The 19,303-nt window shown below is 51.0% G+C and carries 18 protein-coding genes; 9 read left to right on the top strand and 9 right to left on the bottom strand.

The features are described from left to right. Positions 1-38 precede the first annotated feature (38 nt). Positions 39-1,286, bottom strand: a complete 1,248-nt coding sequence (gene lysA / locus PCI15_RS02390; RefSeq protein ID WP_271272775.1) for a diaminopimelate decarboxylase — start codon at positions 1,284-1,286, stop codon at positions 39-41. A gap of 46 nt (positions 1,287-1,332) precedes the next feature. Then, positions 1,333-1,443, bottom strand: a complete 111-nt coding sequence (gene lptM / locus PCI15_RS02385; protein WP_205657636.1) for an LPS translocon maturation chaperone LptM — start codon at positions 1,441-1,443, stop codon at positions 1,333-1,335. 257 nt (positions 1,444-1,700) lie between these two features. Here lptM and PCI15_RS02380 point away from each other — a divergent pair, with 257 nt between their 5' ends. From PCI15_RS02380 to PCI15_RS02370, 3 genes are all read left to right on the top strand, one after another. Then, complete coding sequence (locus tag PCI15_RS02380; RefSeq protein WP_271272774.1) at positions 1,701-3,221, top strand: diguanylate cyclase; 1,521 nt, start codon at positions 1,701-1,703, stop codon at positions 3,219-3,221. A gap of 93 nt (positions 3,222-3,314) precedes the next feature. After that, positions 3,315-3,638: an iron donor protein CyaY gene (cyaY, locus tag PCI15_RS02375; protein WP_271272773.1), complete on the top strand. Its 324-nt coding sequence runs from the start codon at positions 3,315-3,317 to the stop codon at positions 3,636-3,638. A gap of 12 nt (positions 3,639-3,650) precedes the next feature. Then, positions 3,651-4,214, top strand: coding sequence for a D-sedoheptulose-7-phosphate isomerase (locus tag PCI15_RS02370; protein ID WP_271272772.1), 564 nt, complete (start codon positions 3,651-3,653; stop codon positions 4,212-4,214). 18 nt (positions 4,215-4,232) lie between these two features. Here the strand turns inward: PCI15_RS02370 and waaA are convergent, their stop codons facing one another. Beyond that, positions 4,233-5,498, bottom strand: coding sequence for a lipid IV(A) 3-deoxy-D-manno-octulosonic acid transferase (gene waaA / locus PCI15_RS02365; protein WP_271272771.1), 1,266 nt, complete (start codon positions 5,496-5,498; stop codon positions 4,233-4,235). A 133-nt stretch (positions 5,499-5,631) separates the two neighbouring features. Between waaA and PCI15_RS02360 the strand changes: the two genes are divergently transcribed. The 3 genes from PCI15_RS02360 to PCI15_RS02350 are packed head-to-tail and all read left to right on the top strand — an operon-like array spanning position 5,632 to position 8,478. Beyond that, positions 5,632-6,840 carry an FAD-dependent oxidoreductase gene (locus tag PCI15_RS02360; protein WP_271272770.1) on the top strand — a complete coding sequence of 403 codons (1,209 nt, stop codon included), beginning with the start codon at positions 5,632-5,634 and terminating at the stop codon, positions 6,838-6,840. After that, positions 6,822-7,637, top strand: coding sequence for an aldo/keto reductase (locus tag PCI15_RS02355; RefSeq protein WP_271272769.1), 816 nt, complete (start codon positions 6,822-6,824; stop codon positions 7,635-7,637). The genes PCI15_RS02360 and PCI15_RS02355 overlap by 19 nt, the downstream gene beginning before the upstream one ends. Before the next feature lie 43 nt (positions 7,638-7,680). Continuing rightward, the gene (locus PCI15_RS02350) at positions 7,681-8,478 is read left to right on the top strand and encodes a hypothetical protein (RefSeq protein ID WP_271272768.1); all 798 of its coding nucleotides are present in this window, start codon (positions 7,681-7,683) and stop codon (positions 8,476-8,478) included. Positions 8,479-8,483: 5 nt separating this feature from the next. On the opposite strand, the gene hldE is transcribed toward PCI15_RS02350, so the two are convergent. Both hldE and msbA read right to left on the bottom strand, forming a co-directional pair. Continuing rightward, complete coding sequence (hldE, locus tag PCI15_RS02345; RefSeq protein ID WP_271272767.1) at positions 8,484-9,914, bottom strand: bifunctional D-glycero-beta-D-manno-heptose-7-phosphate kinase/D-glycero-beta-D-manno-heptose 1-phosphate adenylyltransferase HldE; 1,431 nt, start codon at positions 9,912-9,914, stop codon at positions 8,484-8,486. Next, a complete protein-coding gene (gene msbA, locus PCI15_RS02340; protein WP_271274571.1) occupies positions 9,911-11,719 on the bottom strand; it encodes a lipid A export permease/ATP-binding protein MsbA in 1,809 nt (602 codons plus the stop codon). Before msbA ends, hldE begins: the two co-directional genes overlap by 4 nt. Before the next feature lie 120 nt (positions 11,720-11,839). Between msbA and PCI15_RS02335 the strand changes: the two genes are divergently transcribed. Together PCI15_RS02335 and PCI15_RS02330 are read left to right on the top strand one after the other, a co-directional pair. Further along, positions 11,840-12,757 carry an LpxL/LpxP family acyltransferase gene (locus PCI15_RS02335; protein WP_271272766.1) on the top strand — a complete coding sequence of 306 codons (918 nt, stop codon included), beginning with the start codon at positions 11,840-11,842 and terminating at the stop codon, positions 12,755-12,757. Between the two features lie 5 nt (positions 12,758-12,762). Next, on the top strand, positions 12,763-14,676 hold the full coding sequence (locus PCI15_RS02330; RefSeq protein WP_271272765.1) for an LTA synthase family protein: 1,914 nt from the start codon (positions 12,763-12,765) through the stop codon (positions 14,674-14,676). A 76-nt stretch (positions 14,677-14,752) separates the two neighbouring features. Here the strand turns inward: PCI15_RS02330 and PCI15_RS02325 are convergent, their stop codons facing one another. From PCI15_RS02325 to PCI15_RS02310, 4 genes are read right to left on the bottom strand one after another with little or no spacing between them, the layout of a single operon-like run. Then, entirely contained in the window at positions 14,753-15,958 is a 1,206-nt protein-coding gene (locus tag PCI15_RS02325) for an O-antigen ligase family protein (RefSeq protein ID WP_271272764.1), read from the bottom strand. Between the two features lie 8 nt (positions 15,959-15,966). Then, the gene (locus PCI15_RS02320; RefSeq protein ID WP_271272763.1) at positions 15,967-16,716 is read right to left on the bottom strand and encodes a glycosyltransferase family 25 protein; all 750 of its coding nucleotides are present in this window, start codon (positions 16,714-16,716) and stop codon (positions 15,967-15,969) included. Positions 16,717-16,773: 57 nt separating this feature from the next. Next, positions 16,774-17,820 carry a glycosyltransferase family 4 protein gene (locus PCI15_RS02315; RefSeq protein ID WP_271272762.1) on the bottom strand — a complete coding sequence of 349 codons (1,047 nt, stop codon included), beginning with the start codon at positions 17,818-17,820 and terminating at the stop codon, positions 16,774-16,776. Position 17,821: 1 nt separating this feature from the next. Beyond that, a complete protein-coding gene (locus tag PCI15_RS02310; RefSeq protein WP_271272761.1) occupies positions 17,822-18,589 on the bottom strand; it encodes a glycosyltransferase family 2 protein in 768 nt (255 codons plus the stop codon). Positions 18,590-18,680: 91 nt separating this feature from the next. Between PCI15_RS02310 and PCI15_RS02305 the strand changes: the two genes are divergently transcribed. Then, entirely contained in the window at positions 18,681-19,268 is a 588-nt protein-coding gene (locus PCI15_RS02305) for a YrbL family protein (RefSeq protein WP_271272760.1), read from the top strand. Positions 19,269-19,303: the final 35 nt, after the last annotated feature.

Genomic DNA, 19,303 nt, shown 5'->3' with positions numbered 1-19,303 from the left:
GGTCAGCCGGGCAACAGCAAACCGGTAGCAAACGGCCTTTATGGCAGTAACTGCTCGCCCCGTAACTGATCGGCCAGGGTTTCACGCTGACGGATTACATGGCTGCGGTTATCATCCACCATGACTTCTGCGGCACGGTTCCGGCTGTTGTAATTAGAGCTCATAGTAAAACCATATGCACCTGCAGAACAAACCGCCAGTAAATCACCTGGCTGAATATTCAGGTCCCTGTCTTTGCCCAGGAAGTCTCCGGTTTCACAGACAGGCCCCACCAGATCGTATACGCGGCTTTCACCTTCTTCACGGACCTGTGCAGGAATGATATCCATATAAGCACTGTAGAGCGACGGACGGATCATATCGTTCATCGCCGCATCTATGATCGCAAAGTTCTTATGCTCGGCACACTTCAGAAACTCAACCTTAGTCACCAGAATACCGGCATTCGCCGCAATAGAACGTCCCGGTTCAAAAATCAGCTTCAGCGGGCGGTCACCCAGCTTATCCAGTACTTCTGAGATATATGACTGCGGTGTCGGCGGCACTTCATCGGTATAACACACCCCCAGACCGCCGCCCAGATCAAGGTGCGAAATCGTAATCCCCTGCTCCGCCAGCGCATCTATCAGTACCAGCAGACGGTCAAGCGCATCAATAAAGGGCGCAGTTTCTGTCAGCTGCGAGCCGATATGGCAGTCCAGCCCCTGAATGTTCAGGTGGCTCAGGCTGTTGGCGTAGGCATAGATACGGGCCGCATCTTCAATGGCAACACCAAACTTATTATCTTTCAGGCCGGTAGAAATGTACGGGTGCGTGCCCGCATCCACATCCGGATTAACCCGCAGGGAAATCGGTGCAACCTTCCCCATCTGCTCAGCAACGCTGTTCAGACGGTCCAGCTCAGCTTCCGATTCGATATTAAAACAGTGAATACCGACTTCCAGTGCACGGCGCATTTCAGACTCACGCTTGGCCACACCGGAGAAAACAATCTTATCCGCCTGCCCGCCAGCCTGTAGCACCCGCTCCAGCTCACCTTCCGAGACGATATCAAAACCTGCTCCCAGTCGGGCCAGTACGTTCAGCACGGCGATATTAGAGTTCGCTTTCACCGCATAACACACCAGCGCATCCCGGCCTTCAAGTGCCTCGGCATATGCCAGGTAAGCACGCTCCAGCGCATCCCGTGAATAGATGTAGGCCGGTGTGCCAAACTCTTCTGCAATGGCACTGACTGCGACATCTTCTGCAAATAAAGCACCATTTCGGTATTCGAAGTTATCCATCTTATTTTTCTACTTCTGCTGCTTGCGTGTAGCCACGCAAAGAAATTTAGTTTTGCTCCGTCTGCGGAGCCTCATCCGGCAGATACAACGGTCCTTTCTGACCGCAGCCCGCCAATAAAATACAACTGATAAACACAGCAACCCAGCAATGTTTCATCGTCAGATATCTCTCTGGTGATTAGTCTTCCTTTACGCAGCCACAGATCCTGAAACAGGTTTCACCTGCCACCCCTGCCTTGCGCACAAATAACGCACGATTATACCCACAGCTACACCAGAAAAGTACTGCATAGCCCCTCTGCATGTGCAAATTTCCGCCCCTTATCCCTGAATGCAGCCCGCCGGCTTGCAGCCGGCATCCACTCCGCTCTAAGATGAAGCCGTATCACAGCTGTAGCCGCGGGACAGATTTTTATGAAAGACCCTGTACAAAATACCGTTTACGGTGATTTTAACTGTCCGTTTTGCTACGCACTCCACGAGCACCTCGCAGCACATGACTGGCTGACTGACGTCCGCTGGCAGTTAATCGAACACGCACCCGATGCACAGATCCGGGAATTCACACTGGATGAACAGGTTGAACTGGCCAGCGAAGTTGCGATCGTCCGGCACCGGGCGCCTGAGATACACATTGCACTGCCACCGATACGTTCCAATACCCGCCGGGCCAACCAGCTTAGCGCCAGCCTCGAACTGATATACCCGGAAAAAGCGCCGGCCTTTCGCCTCGCCGTTTACCGGGCACTGTGGCAGCAGGGCCGGGATATTGCTCAGGAACAGGTGTTACTGGAGATCCTTACCGAATGTGGCCTGACACCCAGCGAGATACAAAGCGACAATCTGGCACAACGTGAAGCACTGCTCCTGAAATGGCAAACAGGCTGGGAAGATCCTGCCTTTCAGCGACGGATTCCGATTTTGCAGCACCATAACCGCCGCGCCATGCTGGGCCTTTCCAGTATCACTGAAATACTGGCTTACCTGAGTGGTGACGAGAAAATGCTTTCCTGTGAAGTTGCCAGTTGCAGCTTCAAACTCCGACCGATAGTCGCCCTGCTGGGATCGCTGACCGAACACTGGCACTTTATTGAGCCACTGCGTAACGAATACGATATCCGGGTACTGGGCAGCTATCAGCAGCTTGCCGACCACCTGAACGGTCCGGAAAATCCTGACCTGATACTGCTCACCGGCACACCGGACAGCGACGCTAACCTTGCCTGTATTGAACTGATTCAGCAACGAAACCTGCAGCAACTCTCCGTTGTTTTTTTAGATACCGGTTATGTATCCACGACTGAAGCACTCAGTTACCGTCTCTGTTACAGCGACTACCTGTACCCCGAGTTACAGCCGGAAGTGTTTGCTGCCAGAGCCCGTCGGCTCATCACACTGAAGCAGCTTGCTGACCAGTATCAGCAACTCTCTAACCGGGATCACCTGACTCAGCTGTTTAATCGCCGGGAGTTCGAGCATCTTCTGGAACTTGAGTGGCTACGGGTTACCCGCGCGAAAAGACCACTCTCGGTGCTGATGATCGACATTGATCATTTTAAACGTTACAACGACCAGTACGGTCATCTGGCCGGCGACAACTGCTTGCGGGAAACAGCCAAACTGATCGCAAAATCAGCCAACCGCCCGGCGGATATGGCATTTCGCTATGGCGGAGAAGAATTTATCCTGCTGCTACCGGAAACGCCTCAGTCAGGCGCTATCAGAGTTGCTGAAAATCTGCAGCAGCTGCTGCGTGATGAAAACCCGCACAGGGATGACGACACCATTCGTAACATCACGGTCAGTATCGGCATCGCAACCTCTGCCAACGTTCATGATCCGTCACCTTACGACCTGGTGCAGCTGGCAGATGAGCAATTACTGGCAGCTAAAGCCGCCGGGCGGAACTGCCATCTGGCCACCGAGCAAAGTTAAGATATTCCGGGGGAACTCCTGGAATAATAATCGCTCTCAACAGAGCATCTGTATATAATCGGCCCACTTTACAATGCCAGGTAAATATCCATTATGAATGAATCCGAATTTAATCAGCGCGTCGACGATACTTTTGTAGCCATAGAAGAAGCACTGGATGAAGCCAGCACGGATCTGGATTATGAAAATAACGGCGGCGTGCTAACCGTTATCTGTGAAAACCAGACGCAGATTATTTTTACCCGCCAGACCCCTGTTACTCAGCTATGGCTGGCAGCCCGCAGCGGCGGCTTTCATTTCGACTATGCTGAAGACAGGCAAACCTGGGTGCGTGACAGCGATGGTGAAACCCTGCAGGCTGTACTGAACAGTGTGTTTGCCGAACAGGCCGGCGAAACTTTTGAATTTGATATCTGAACGGGATAACACATGTCTTTCAGCAACGCTCTGCAACGTCATCAGGAACTGTTTAATAAGCTGGACAGCATTCAGGCGGATACCGAACTGCTTGCAGAACACATCACCGCCACATTTGAAGCCGGTGGCAAACTGATCTTCATGGGCAACGGCGGCAGCGCGGCAGACAGCCAGCACCTGGCGGCAGAATTTGTCGTCCGGTATAAAGCAGAACGCCGGCCGCTGGCGGCAATTGCCCTGACAACAGACACATCCATTCTGACCGCACACGCTAACGACTACGACTTCAGCACCGTGTTTACCCGGCAAATGCAGGCGCTGTGTCAGCCAAAAGATCTGGTCATCGGTATTTCCACATCCGGTAACAGCGCCAACATTATTGATGCCATTAAAGCGGCACAGAGTATCGGTGCCACCTGCTGGGCCTGGACCGGCGCCAGCGGCGGAGAATTAAAAGATATTGCCGACCATTGCCTGTGTGTCCCCTGCAATGAAACCGCACGGATTCAGGAAGCCCATATTTTCATAGGCCACTGGCTCTGCGAAGAAATGGACCGGGTCAGCACTGAAATCTGACCGGCACAGCGCTGGAAACTACAACCCGGTAACCAGCGCTAACAGTCTGTCGAGGGCGCCGCGATTCGCATCCAGATACGCCTTCCCTTTTGCCCCCATTTCACGGGCCTGATCCGCATCCTCCAGCAAGGCGTTCAGACGTGATTCCAGCGCCTGCGCATCCGCTAGCACATTCAGGCCACCAGCATCAGCCAACTGATCCGTAATCTGCAGGAAATTGAAGTAATGCGGGCCGACCAGTACCGGCCGCGACAACAAGGCTGGCTCCAGCGGATTATGGCCGCCGCGTTCAATCAGGCTGCCACCGACAAAAACGATGTCTGAAGCGGCACAGAACCCCAGCATTTCACCTAAGGTATCCCCCACAAACACCTGCGTGCTTTCATCCGGGGTATCACCGCTGCTGCGCCGGCACACTTTAAGGCCAGCCGCTTCAGCCTGATCCCCCGCAACAGCAAACTGCTCAGGATGACGGGGCACCAGTACCAGCATCAATGCCGGAAACACGCTAAGTAACGCCTGATGAACGGCAATGATCTGACGGTGCTCATCGTCATGGGTACTGGCCGCCGCCCAGACCGGACGCTGCTCACCCCACTGACTGCGCAACTGACTGCCCAGCAGGGTTTTGCTCTGATCCATCTCAATATCAAACTTAATGCTGCCGGTTACCTGTAACTTGTCTTCCGCCAGCCCCAGCGCCCGAAAACGTTCACCATCCACCGCATTTTGTGCAGCAATGACCGTCAGCTTCTCCAGCATTGGCCGGGTCAGGCCGCTGAACCGCTGATAGCCTTTTGCTGACCGGGCCGACAGACGGGCATTCGCCACCAGCACCGGCACCCGATGGTGATGGCAGCTGTGAATCAGGTTCGGCCACAATTCCGTTTCCACAATGACACAGGCACGGGGCTTAAAGCGCTTGTGAAAACGGGCCAGTGCGTCCGGCAAATCGTAAGGGCAGTACACATGAGTAACCCGGTCACCAAACATCGACGTGACCCGTTCACTGCCGGTGGGCGTCATGGTCGTCAACAGCACGGGCATCTGCGGGTACTTCGCCAGAATACGCCCGACCATCGGGGCGATGGCAATGGTTTCGCCAACGGAAACACTGTGAATCCATAAAGGCGACGGCGGTACCTTTATATCATCCGGACAGAACCCGAACCGCTCCCCCCAGCGTTGCCGGTACGCGGGGGATTTCCGGCCCCTGCGCCAAAGCAGTAAAAGGATGACCGGTGTCAGCAGATAAAGCACCAAACTGTATAAAATACGTAGCATAAATCCCGCAACACCCCATCATATGCAACTGACGACAAATAAAGAGGTCAGATTCTATCAGCCCCGGCAGAATTAAACAGCGCACAGCGATCCGGCATTGCTACCTTCAGCCACAAAAAAGCAGATATAATCATTGCTATCACAGACTTCACTTAGCGACATCATGCAGACCATTCACACAGATCTGATCATACTGGGCGGCGGCATTGCCGGCCTCTGGTTATTAAACCGCCTCAGGACACAGGGCTATCAGGCCATTTTACTGGAAACAGATGAACTCGGCGGCGGTCAGAGCATTCGCTCTCAGGGCATTATTCACGGCGGTACCAAATATGCCCTCAACGGCGCGCTGACCCAGGCAGCTAACGCCATTGCTGATATGCCTGCCCGCTGGAAACAGTGTCTGCAGGGGAACGGGGAAGTCGATCTCAGCAGCGCAGAAGTTCTGTCTGAGGCACATTTCCTCTGGTCTAAAGGTTCACTGGCCTCCAAGATGACCACCTTTTTTGCCAGTAAAGCCCTGAAAGGCCGGGTAGATGATATCAGCCTGCAGGACCGGCCACAGGTATTCCAGCACAAACAGTTTCGCGGCAGCCTCTACAAGCTGAACGAACTGGTCCTGAATGTTCCCAGCGTGATCCGTGCCCTCAGCACGCCCCACGCGGATTACATATTCAGGGTGAACAGGGATGACCTGGACATCAGCTGCGACAAAGGTGAAATAACCGCCCTTGAATTGCCATCACAACAACTGCGCCTGACTGCACAGCGTTATATCCTGACCGCCGGCGAAGGCAGCGAACAACTGCTGAATGAATGGCAGATCAGCCAGCCGGAAATGCAGCGCCGGCCATTACACATGGTCATTGTCCGGCACAGTGCCAACCTGCCGGTCTTCGCCCACTGTATCGGCGCAGGCAGTAAACCGCTGGTGACCATTACCAGCCACCCCACCGACAATGGCGAACAGGCCTGGTATCTGGGCGGTGATCTGGCAGAAACTGGCGTGCAGCGCTCTGAAGATGAGCAAATCAGCTATGCTAAAAAACTGTTACAGGACTTGTTGCCTTGGGTTGAACTGCCAAACGCCCGCTGGGGCACCCTGCGGATTAACCGTGCTGAGCCTAAGCAATCAGCCCTGAGCCGTCCGGACAGCGCCTTTGCCCAGCCCGTCGCCAACGGCATCATTGGCTGGCCCACCAAGCTGGCACTGGCACCGGATATGAGTGATCAGGTGCTTAGCCTGCTGAATGAACAGGGCATTAAACCGACGGCAACCGAAACCGATATTCCGTTACCCCGACCTCAGATAGCCGCACCGGTATGGGAGACATTATTTTGATCAAAACCAGACTGGCAGGTACCGATCTGGACATCAGCCCGGTAGGGCTGGGTACCGTTAAAATTGGCCGTGATCAGGGCGTTAAGTACCCCAATGGATTCACGATTCCCGATGACCGGCAGGTCGCTGATCTGCTGGCCCTGTGCCAAGATCTCGGCATTAATCTGATTGATACCGCACCGGCGTACGGCACCAGTGAAACCCGGCTTGGCCCGCTGCTGCATGGCCAGCGGGACCAGTGGGTTATCTGCAGCAAAGCCGGCGAAGAGTTTGATAACGCCACCGGTGAGTCTGCCTACATTTTCACCCCTGAGCATATCCGCAGCAGTGTAGAGCGCAGCTTACGCCGGCTGGAAACCGATTATATCGACCTCCTGCTGATCCACTCTGATGGCAATGATATGCAGATCATTCATGAATTCGGCGCGCTGGATGTCCTGAATGATCTCAAGGCTGAAGGCAAAATACGTGCAGGGGGCATGTCTGGCAAAACCGTTGAAGGGGGTATTGAAACCCTGAAACGGTCTGACTGTGCCATGGTCACCTACAACCTTAATCAGCCGGATGAAGCACCGGTACTTGATTATGCCCACCAGCATCACAAAGGCATTCTGATCAAAAAAGCCCTGGCATCAGGACACCTGTGCCTGAACGAAGGCGAAGATCCGGTACAGGCCAGCTTTAATTTCATTTTCCGTCACCCCGGAGTACACAGTGCCATAGTGGGTACAATCAACCCCGATCATCTGCAAAAAAACATCGCGGCGGTCAAACGCGCGATAGAAACCATGGTATAAATAATCTGACCTGATACTTTTTTGCACAAAAGGAGCGCCGGCAATGATCATTACTCACAAAGATCCCCGGCAGTTCCATACCCGTTCCGTTGAACTGGCGCCCTACCGACACGGCATCAACATCACCGCCGTGGGAGAACGGATCAACTTTAATAGCCTGCAAAAACGGCGCAAACCCTGTCAGAGCAAAATCCCCGGAACATTCGCAAACCTGGGGGTATCGGCACAGGTTCACCTCCGGACAGATAACACCGACTATCTGATTCTGGTCAGACAGTTCAAAGACGATCACTGGCAACTGAAACTGCCTTCCGGCTATATCCCCGATGAGCAACTACACAACCCCTATCTGACACTGGCACAGGAAATTGCTGAAGAGTGCTTACTGGAAAACGGCCCGGCCTTTGCCCGCTGCCGCCTGAATAATGATCTGCTGGCCCCCGCCTATAAAGAGCTGACCTATTGCAGTGAAGTGTTACTGGAACTGCAGAGCAGCCCCTGGAACCCGTTACACCTGCCCCAGACAGACATCTACATGAACGAACGCCTGCTGCCCGGCAATCCGATGCTGTATATCCACAGCCAGACATGTTCTGCACAACTGGTTTATCCATTAGAAGTGACCCGGTTGCCGGATACACAACTGTCTCTGCTTCACGCCGAAGAAGAATATAACTGGGAAACGGAACAGCTGGACGTGGTTCTGAATCAGGAGTTATGGCTGGCTAAACTGGATAACCGGCAGATATATGCGCTGGGAAAATTTATTGACGGGCGTTATCAGCAACAGCCAACACCCGCCAACACCCGCCTGAGTGAAGTGTTTGCCCATCAGGGCTGACAGGATCAGTCGTCGTTGTTCTGAATTTTTTCAACAATGGCCGTGGTAGAACAGTTATCCAGGAAAGACAGCACTTTCACTTCACCGCCATAACTGCGCACAAACTCACCGCCAACAACCCCGTCAATGCCGTAATCACCGCCTTTCACCAGCACATCCGGACGTACCTGTTCCAACAGGCGCTCAGGGGTATCTTCATTGAAACTTACGACCCAGTCGACGGCCTCCAGCCCGGCCAGTACCGCCTTACGCCGCTCCACCGGATTAATCGGCCGGCCTTCACCCTTGAGACGCTTAACAGAATCATCATCGTTGATCGCCAGTACCAGCCGGTCACCCTGCGCCCTGGCCTGCTTCAGATAGCCCACATGCCCGGCATGCAAGATATCAAAACAGCCATTAGTAAAGACGATTTTCTCACCGCTGGCGCGAGCATCATCCAGCGCAACCAGTAACTGTTCATCACTGACCACACCCCGTTCTGCACCCAGCTCACGGTTTACGGTCCGGCGCAATTCCGGTGCACTGATCGCCGCAGTCCCCAATTTGCCGACCACAATGCTGGCCGCCATATTTGCCAGACCGGTCGCCACTTCCAGCGGCTCACCGGCTGCCAGCGCACTGGCCAGCGTGGAGATTACCGTGTCACCTGCGCCAGTCACATCAAAGACTTCCCGGGCACGGGCGGGAAAATGAACTTCCCCTTCACCGGCACGGATCAGGGTCATCCCCTGCTCGCTGCGGGTAACCAGCAGCGCCTCAAGCTCCAGATGCTGAATCAGTTGCTGCGCCTTACTGACCAGTTCCTGCTCAGACCCACAGGCCCCCACAACCCCTTCAAACTCACTTAAGTTAGGTGTCAGTAAGGTCGCTCCGCGGTAACGGTCAAAGTTACTGCCTTTTGGATCCACCAGTACCGGTACGCCGGCTGCTTTTGCCTGCGTGATCAGGGCCTGCGGATCACTCAGGGTACCCTTGTTGTAATCGGACAGAATCATCACGCCGACATTGTTCAGCAGGGGCCCTGTCTGTTGCTGTAGTGCGTCACTGTAATTCGCCGCGAAAGGCTCTTCAAAATCAAGCCGGATCAGTTGCTGATGACGGCTCATCACCCTGAGCTTGGTAATAGTAGGTTCACTGCTGCTGACACAGAACCGGCAGTTAACCCGCGCAGACGTCAGCTGAGTTTCCAGCGCGCTGCCGGCCTCATCTTCACCTACCAGACCAATCAGTGATACACCGGCACCCAGCGCTGATATATTCAGCGCCACGTTCGCCGCACCGCCGGGACGGTCCTCACTCTGTTCAACTTTTACCACAGGGACCGGTGCTTCCGGGGAAATCCGTGACGTCGGGCCATGCCAGTAGCGATCCAGCATAAGATCCCCTACCACCAACACCTGTGCCTTATCAAAACGAGGCATTACAAACTTCATGAATTTTCACCTTGTGTAAACTGATCCGAATGGCCGTCTTGCGCCACCGATTGCTGTTGTTCGCTGAACTGCATACTGTGCAGTTTTGCATAGACCCCGGCCTGCGCCAGCAGTTCCCGGTGCGAGCCCTGTTCGATGACCTGACCGGCATCCATCACCAGAATACGGTCCGCGGTTTCAATGGTTGATAACCGGTGTGCAATCACCAGCGTCGTACGCCCACGCATAACGTTTTCCAACGCATCCTGAATATGCCTTTCTGACTGGGTATCCAGCGCTGACGTCGCTTCATCAAGAATCAGAATGGGGGCATCTTTGAGAATGGCCCGGGCAATCGCAATGCGCTGGCGCTGACCGCCGGACAGCAGCATCCCGTTTTCACCGATCATCGTATCCAGACCATCAGGCAGGTTCCGGGCAAACTCCAGTACATGGGCAGCTTCAGCTGCGGCCAGTACAGCCTCTTCAGAATGTTCAGCCAGGGAGCCATACGCGATATTCTGCGCGATGGTCCCTTCAAACAGCACAACCTGCTGGTTCACCAGCGCAATCTGACGCCGCAGATCTGTCAGGGGAATGTCACCGATGGCCACGTTATCAATCAGTAATTCACCGCGGGTCTGATCGTAAAAACGCGGTAACAGGTTAGCCAGTGTGGTTTTACCGCTGCCTGACTTGCCAACCAGCGCAATGGTTTCACCCGGCTGAATATCCAGATTGATATTCTGTAAGATGTCCCGGGCGCTTTCTTCATACCGGAACCCCAGCCCCTTAAAGGTAATCCGCCCGCTGATACGTTCTACCGCATGCTGCCCGGTATCTTTTTCCGCATCAGTATCAATGACCTCAAACAGACTGTGCGCTGCCGCCAGACCTTTCTGTACCGTCGCATTAATCTCGGTCAACTGGCGTATCGGCTTCGCCATCAGTGAGGCTGCAGAGATAAATGCAATAAACTGTCCGGTGCTCATTTGTTCTACCAGACTCGGCTCCATCGCCAGAAAAGTAAGCACCGCAATAACACCGGCCACCAGCATCTGTACAATCGGGGTCGTCACCGACTGGGTCACCACCATTTTCATAAACTGCTGACGGTTGCGCTGACTGGCCTTTTCAAAGCGTTTTGTTTCCGACTCGGTGCCGCCAAAAATACGTACCACCTGATAACCTTTAATGGCTTCCGCTGCAGAGGCGGTAATATCTCCCACACTGCCCTGAACGTTTTTACTGATACGGCGCATGCGTTTCGAAGCATATCCCACCACCACGCCAACCACCGGGCCTATGACCACAAACAACAGCGTCAGCTTCCAGTTAAGATAGAGCATGTACCCGAACAGCCCGATGACGGTCAGGCCTTCCCGGATGGCAATCTTCAGGGCGTTAGTGGCCGCCCCGGTCACCTGCTCAACGTTATAGGTAAGCCTGGCCAGCAGGTCGCTGGAAGAGTTCTGATGGTAAAAACTGCTGGGCAATACCAGCAGTCGGTTAAACAGATCCCGGCGAAGAAAATGCACCACGTAGCGAGCCACATAGGTCAGACCGTAGTTACCCAGAAAGGCCCCGACACCCCGGACAAAAAACACCAGCAGAATGCCTAAAGCCAGATAGCCACGGTATTCATACTGTCCGTTTTCGATCGCATCGACGAACACTTCCAGCCATTTTGCAGCGGCTGTTTGGGTACCTGCATAAATCAGAAATCCGAAAACACTTAATAAAAAAGCCCAGATGTAAGGCTTAATGTAACTAAGCAAGCGCAGATAAATTTCAAGGCCACTCTGTTTATTCGCCAACGCGCAGATCCTTCACTCATAAAAACTGACGTATCGGCCAAAAAACCGGCACGCACTAGTGTTATTGACAGGCCAACTTTATAATAGTGGACCTTTTAATTTGCCAATTTTACAGTAACTGAGTGGTTTGTGGATAACAAAGAACTAACCTGGCGGAATTTTTTAGCCCCTAAGTACTGGCCGGTCTGGCTGATGATCGGTCTGCTGCGAATCACAGCGCTGTTACCCTTCTCTGCTGGTATTACCCTGGGCCGCTGCATGGGCAACCTGCTGTACCGGGTTTTGCCGAAACGAAGGCACATCACTGAAGTCAATATCCGCCTGTGTTTTAAGGAGCTGGACAAGCGCCAGCAACAGCAGATGGTCCGTGAAGTCTTTCAGAATAACGGCATTGGCCTGATTGAAATGGCCTGGGCCTACTGGGGCTCAAAAGCATTTTTCCGCAGCATCACAGCCCTGAAAGGGGCCGACATTCTGGATGAAGCCCTGTCACAGAACAACGGCGTAATTCTGATGGGCGGGCATTACTCACATATAGACCTGTGTGGTCTGTTGTTTTCATTTTACGGCCGCCCGGTGAGTACCCTGTACCGCAAGCATAACAACCCCTTACTGGAAATGTTTTTTTTCAACGGCCGGCAACGCTTCAGTGAGCCGCTTGAACGCTCAAAAACCCGCCTGATGTTGCGCCATATGCGTAAGAACAACTGCATCTGGTACGCACCGGATCAGGATATCACCAGTAAAGATAAAGTATTTGTGCCCTTTTTTGGTCAGACGGCGGCAACCATAACTGCAACGACTAAAATTGCCCGGTTAAACGGCTCTCCGCTGTTACTGCTGAGCTGCCTGAGAAACCCTGATGATAAAGGCTACACCCTGGAAGTCAGCCGGGTTGAGAACTTTCCTTCAGGGGATGAAACAGAGGATGCCCGGCTAATCAATGAAGCGCTGGAGTCCAGTATCCGTAAGGCCCCCAGCCAGTATATGTGGGTTCATAAACGTTTTAAAACCCAGCCTGACGGCAAATCGAAACTCTACAAGTAAACATTATGAAATTATTCTCTGGCAATACACCTCTGCAGCCGGCACAAAACAATCCGTCCCTGCCCCGTATTTTTTTGATTTCTGTGTTTGGCTTAACACTGCTGTCCAGCTTCATGCGGTTATGCTTTTACCTGCTCAATCAGGACACCTTCGCCCTCAGCAGTGTTGAAAATACAGCCCTGGCATTTGTGCACGGCATCCGCTTTGACCTTGTCAGCATTATGCTACTCCTCAGCCCGTGGCTGCTGGTTGCCATGCCCATGTATGTGTTCCGCTGGAACAGATTACTGCAGTTCAGCAGCCGGGCGTATATGCTCTTTGCCAGTTTGCTGGTCATCGCCCTGAACCTGATGGACAGTGTGTATTTTCCGTTTACCGGCCGCCGGTCAGGCATGGAAGTTCTCAGCTTTGCCAGCGACCTGCAGGATCAGACTGTCCAGTTGGCGCTCCAGTACTGGTACATGATCATCATCGGGCTGGTTATCCTGATCGCCAGCCAGTACTGCCTGCAACCGGCTCTCGGCAGAACAAAGAGCAACAGCCGCTGGTACTTACGTTTTACGTATTGCCTGATTCTGGTGCTGGTTACCGCAGCACTTGGCCGCGGCAGCACCGGCCCCAAACAGCTCAAGCCTATTCACGCATTTTCCTGGCCGGAAGCCTCTGTCGGTAATCTGGTCCTGAATACGCCATTCATGCTGATGCGGCAACGGCAGCGCAGTCTGGAGAAAGTGGACTATTTCAGCGATGACCGGCAAGCCTACGAGGCGCTGGACCGGGCAGTGCCGGCGCAGGCGAAAGCCCCCACTAAAGACAATGTGGTCCTGATCATCCTTGAAAGCTTTTCGATGGAATATCTGAACCTGGAAGACAACCCGCAGAATTACGCGCCGTTTTTACAGACGCTGATGGCAAAAGGGCTGGTATTTGATCAGGCCTATGCCAATGGCCGCCGTTCCATTGATGCATTGCCCTCAATCATTGCTGGCCTGCCTAATTTTACCAAAACTCCCTATGTCCGTTCCTCGTACCAGAGCAGCAACCTGATCGGTATTGGCAATATCCTGCAGCAGGAAGGCTACGACAGTGCTTTTTTCCATGGCGCCAATAACGGCAGCATGTATGTTGACTCCATTACCAAACGCTTAGGGTTCGAGCACTTCTACGGCCGCAGAGAATACCCTCATGAAGAAGATTTTGATGGCAACTGGGGTATCTATGACGAACCTTTCCTGCAGTTCTCCGCAGACAAAATCAACCAGTTACAGGCGCCTTTTATCGCTGGTATCTTTACCCTGAGCTCACATAATCCGTATAAAATGCCACCGCAGTATGAAGGTCAGTTCCAAAAGGGCGAACTGCCAATCCATGAGCTACTGGGTTATGTTGATTTTGCGCTGGAGAATTTTTTCAAAAAAGCATCCACCATGCCGTGGTATGACAATACACTGTTCGTGATCACCGCCGACCATACCGCCAAAGGCAGCAAACTGAAGTACAACACAGCACTGGGCCAGCACCAGGTACCGATTATTCTGTATCATCCGGCCGGCCATATTCAGCCAGAGCGCAGCCAGCGGATCGCGCAGCACACGGACATTCCTGCCACGATTATTGACTACCTGGGGCTGCAGAAAAAGTACTTCGGCCAGTTGCTGCCTTTCAGTACCAGTCTGATTTCACCGGTACAAAAGCCCTTTGCATTCTTCCAGGAAAATAATCAGTACTACCTTATCCGGGATAATCAGGTACTGGTCAGTTCGAAAGATTTTGCCCGGCAGGAGTTGCTGCCATTCAACGGTACCGCGGCAGATAGCCTTAAGAAAGCCCCCCTGACCGACTATACCAAGGCGCTTATTCAGTACTACAACAACGGACTGATAAACAACACCCTGTACGCACCGCTAAAACAGCCATAATACATGTCAGGCAATCATCATTACTGACATGTAGAATATCTTACCTTAGCGCTTTATTTTTAACTCACTATACATACTAAGTTTTATACGGCTGATCGAACTCAGGGTTATTAACAAGATAAAAAGAATTAAGCCAAAAAAGCATGGTAAGCTGCCCATGCCCAAAAGGGTTATCAGTCAATCCTGCTACCACATAAACCATAACCATCGAAAAGGATAGCAACCCACCCAGCGTCTTATATCTGACAAAGTAGTAGCAAAGATAAAACATCGGTAATAACAACAAGACCAGCCCTACCCAGCCTCTTTTAACCAGCGTTGTTAAAAACTGCATATGATAATGTGAAGGCTTAAACTCAACCAAAGGTTTCATGGTAGGATCATCAGTATCAGCATACTGCTTCAAAAACTCATCCATATATCCCTTACCCAAACCAAAAGCAGGAGACACTTTAGACAGTTCGATGGCAGCTGACCACATCTTAATTCGTAAACCGATAGAGCTACTATAATCACCATCAGCTATTCTCACAAACTCATTTTGAGTCTGAATTATCCGAGACTCAACCTTAGGATAAACAACAGCGCCTAATGAAAAAATCATAAAAATAGCAGCCAACGCATACCTTTTACTAAATTTTTTCCAGTCGAAAATAATTAAAAACGAAACAACACCTGACACCAGAAGAGCTAAAAAAACTCCTCTTGACTGACCTATCAATATAGATAGTAAAGCTAAAGAAAAACAAGAAAGATAAATTAGTCGCGTTACCTTATCAGTTTCAAAGCAAATCAGAACTAATGAAAAAGCAGCCAACACAGCTGAAAATGTAGTAAAAGGTATTACATTTATACCCCATCCACGCCTGCCTTCGCCTAAAATGATTGCAAAATAAACTGCAGATATAAAAACAAATACTGAGCCAATAACAACAAGCCACTTCAGATTGTTCTTCGTACAAATAGCCTTGGGCAAAAACAGCATAAATGTCAATATAAAGAGCATACTCACTAAATTACTATTGCTATACCCAATAGTAAAATAGCTACCAATGCCATACACAAAAGCAGCCAGCAAAAACCACAGTATTTTATTCTCTGTAAAGTTACTGACTATTTTTTTTCCGCCACCAAACCTATAACAAGCTAAGATAACAGATACAAGTATCATTACTCCGATTTGCTTTCGACCGCTGGAAGAAGCGAACAAGCCAGAAAATACCCACACACAAGGCAGAAAAACAAAAAAGCACACAAAATCAAAGCGTTTCATACTAAGCATAAAAAAACCTAAACAGCCTTAAAAAAGGATTTCACTTTCATTTTCAACAAAAACTTAACATTGAACAAAAACCGTCCCAAGCGATAAAATCCTCGATACGCTTCAGACCTTACCTTCATTAAAAACGTTGTGTTTTTCTTATCTTTCCTGTTACCAATAGTTGATTTAGTAACTCTGCGCGAAATGATACTTGGATAAACTGAATAAAGCGGAGTATTTGTCAACCACTCATTTTCCATCAAATCATCAACAGGTTGATAAAAACATGAGCTGCAATCCAGATAATGTTTAGCAACATCAGGAGAAATCATATAACCTGATGTGCCTGATGCCCCTTTCTTATATTTAACAATTTCAAATTCTTCATTTAATCTATGGACTGAAAAATAATCGTAATCAAATATACAGCCTAGTTTAATAATACCTAAACCTTCGACTCTTTTACCTAATAAACTTAAACTATTACGAATACTACTATTAAGCTGCAAGTTATCCTCTAAAATAAGCAAAGGCTCTTCTAAATCAACACATTTCTGCCATAACGCACGATGACTTGCAAAGCATCCTAACTCTGGATCGGTAAGAACATATCCCTTTTTCTTCAGAGTTTCCTCTTTATTATATCGGCTATATATATCACTAGTACTCAGATCAACCGCATCAAAAAACTCAAAAGAGACATCATCCTCATCAAGCATTTGACGTACAACTTCCCGCCTCTCTGTTGATTGCTTTAAGCTAATTACAAATACTTTCATCAAAAATTCTCAACTTACGATATATACTTTGACCCATCAGGCATATTAATAATGCGACTAAAAACCCGCTACTTTAATTGCATCTTCATATAAAGCCTCATAGGAATCCGCCATTGCGGTGACCGAAAATAACGGTAACTGCTGGCTGGCCTGCTCTGCCAGCAAACCGGACAGCGTTGCATCCCCCTGGAGACGCTGAATGGCCTGATTCAGCCCCCGGGAATCCCCCGGTGGCACCAGCAACCCGGTCTTTTCATGTGTCACCAGATCAGGAATGCCCCCGACATCCGAAGCGATAACTGGCACTTTCTGCTCCATCACATCCAGCAATACAGAACCTAACCCTTCATTCTGCGAAGGAAATACAAACAGATCCATACAGGCGATGTAGTCACCAACATTATTCACATAGCCCTCAAAAATGATGTTATCCATCCCTTCAGCCTGCTGCCGGTAAGCCTCTTCGTCCTTCCCTTTCCCCAGCAAAATCAGGCTGTAAGGCTCGTCTTCCGGCAGCTCTTTGAAGGCTTCGATAAGATACTTCTGACCTTTATGGGTATTATCCAGCTCACCGATATTGCCGATCAGGTAACGGCCGGCAAACCGTTCGCGGAGGGCAGCCACCTGATCCGGATCAGGAGAGAAATGGGTCGAGGCACTAGGGATGACATCCACCTGGGCATCCGGGGAACGCTCCAGAATCATATCCCGGATAACCGAAGACAGCGCCACACTTCTGCTGGCACGGGCATACATCATCCGGGTAAAGAAATTATCTTTTATCGTATTATCCACCCGGCGGGTAACGATGTACTTTACCCCGAACAGGCAATTCATCAGACAGGCAACCTGGGCTCCCTTGGTCTCATGCGCGTGCAATAAATCCGTATCCCGCAGCGCCCGCCAGCCGGCAATATACGGCTTACTCAACGCCACTATGGTCAGCCCTGGCACCGAACGGCAACGCTGCGCCAGTTCAGAATCGTGCCGGACAAACAGTTGCTGTGTATAGCCACGTGCAGCCAGTGTTTCAATCAGCAGCATGGTCTGACGTTCACCGCCGCGAAAACCTTTGGCGAAATTTAAATGAGCAATCCGTTTCACGCTATACCTCAGGCTTGCGCAGGTCTGCACGGTCTTTATTGGCTTCGTACAGTTTCAGATATTTATAAAAGTTGGTCACCATGTGTGACACGGAAATAACCAGACCGGGATAGCCATCAAGGAACCCCAGCTTAAACAGGTATTTTTTCAGGAAAGAAAACCAGGCGCTGATCACAGCCTTAACAGGAGAAGACTGCTTTTTCCCGCACCGCTCCTGTGCAAACAGCGTTGAATAGCGATCTGCTTTTTGCAGAAAATCGCCCAGGTTTGCATACGGATAGTGCTTCAGAATGCCATCCAGCACTACAACATCAAAACCCTCATCCAGCACGAACTCATGGACTTTATAGTCGTTAAAATTCGTCTTTCCCCGGTGATAAAGACGGGTCAGATGTTCCTGCTTCCAGCAATATCGGATTTCATGATCCCGGTAATAATTCACCCGCACAAGACGGTAAACTTTTTCCGGTTGCAATTCGACAGATGCAATAGCACTCAGTAACTCCGGGGTCACCACCTCATCTGCATCCAGCGACAAAATCCAGTCATGGCTGGCAAAGGAAGCGGCATGATTTTTGGTTTCACCAAAGCCGTAAAACTCACCGCACACCAGCTTCACATTGGCATACTGGCAGGCGATCTCTTTCGTAGCATCGGTTGAACCGTTATCGTATACTACTACCTCGCTGAAATCCGCCAACGAATCCAATGTTTTCGGCAGTGAGCCGGCGGCATTTTTAGCGATAATGACACAGGAAATGTTATTCACAGAGGGTTGCAACCAGGGAAGGAATGTAGTCCGGACAATACTAACCAATGACCCCAGGCATGACAACTCCGGGGCGATCAGAGTCCTAACATTGATACATCTCAGACACTCTCCCGTTCTTGGCCAGGGCTCCGAGCGCCGCTGTTACCTGCATCCGACTGACGACAGTAAAGTCATTAAAGTCGCGTTCAAAGGCGGGAAAAACAGAAAGCAAAACCGGATTGAAAGTGTCTATTATCAGCATCTGTTGGCAGCAAAAGCAGACCTGAGTATGCTCGCCGGCTACTTCGGACAAACTGAAACAGATCTGGGTCCAGGCCTCATTTTTGAGCGGGTATGCAACCATGACGGCAGCGACGCAGTCAGCCTGTTGGAAGCCCTTGAGCAGAAGCGCCTCAGTGAAGCACTTATCCGGACCTTACTTGAACGACTCGCGGGCTACCTGCATGAAAATTCAATCCTGTTTGTCGACGTTGGCTTTGCCAATATTTTATTACCCCTACAGGAAGACGGCAGTTACCGGATCAGTGTGATAGACGGGATCGGTTCACGGCATCCGGGCTTGAAGTTTTTCATTTACCGCCACTGCCGGCCACTGCGCACCTACAAAATCAGAAAGCAGTTAAACGTCATACAAGCCCGTTTACAGCAGCATCTGGAAAAATTTCCGGCCAGTTGATCCGGGATCACAACTTAACGGCACACCCGATATCT

It is taken from the genome of Aliamphritea hakodatensis (assembly GCF_024347195.1).
Lineage (GTDB): Bacteria > Pseudomonadota > Gammaproteobacteria > Pseudomonadales > Balneatricaceae > Amphritea > Amphritea hakodatensis.
This window is presented reverse-complemented; position numbering and strand designations above follow the sequence as displayed.

Coding starts and splice junctions, on each gene's coding strand:
- lysA (WP_271272775.1), bottom strand. CDS start 1,286: ATGGATAACTTCGAATACCGAAATGGTGCTTTATTTGCAGAAGATGTC.
- lptM (WP_205657636.1), bottom strand. CDS start 1,443: ATGAAACATTGCTGGGTTGCTGTGTTTATCAGTTGTATTTTATTGGCG.
- PCI15_RS02380 (WP_271272774.1), top strand. CDS start 1,701: ATGAAAGACCCTGTACAAAATACCGTTTACGGTGATTTTAACTGTCCG.
- cyaY (WP_271272773.1), top strand. CDS start 3,315: ATGAATGAATCCGAATTTAATCAGCGCGTCGACGATACTTTTGTAGCC.
- PCI15_RS02370 (WP_271272772.1), top strand. CDS start 3,651: ATGTCTTTCAGCAACGCTCTGCAACGTCATCAGGAACTGTTTAATAAG.
- waaA (WP_271272771.1), bottom strand. CDS start 5,498: ATGCTACGTATTTTATACAGTTTGGTGCTTTATCTGCTGACACCGGTC.
- PCI15_RS02355 (WP_271272769.1), top strand. CDS start 6,822: ATGGGAGACATTATTTTGATCAAAACCAGACTGGCAGGTACCGATCTG.
- PCI15_RS02350 (WP_271272768.1), top strand. CDS start 7,681: ATGATCATTACTCACAAAGATCCCCGGCAGTTCCATACCCGTTCCGTT.
- hldE (WP_271272767.1), bottom strand. CDS start 9,914: ATGAAGTTTGTAATGCCTCGTTTTGATAAGGCACAGGTGTTGGTGGTA.
- PCI15_RS02330 (WP_271272765.1), top strand. CDS start 12,763: ATGAAATTATTCTCTGGCAATACACCTCTGCAGCCGGCACAAAACAAT.
- PCI15_RS02325 (WP_271272764.1), bottom strand. CDS start 15,958: ATGCTTAGTATGAAACGCTTTGATTTTGTGTGCTTTTTTGTTTTTCTG.
- PCI15_RS02320 (WP_271272763.1), bottom strand. CDS start 16,716: ATGAAAGTATTTGTAATTAGCTTAAAGCAATCAACAGAGAGGCGGGAA.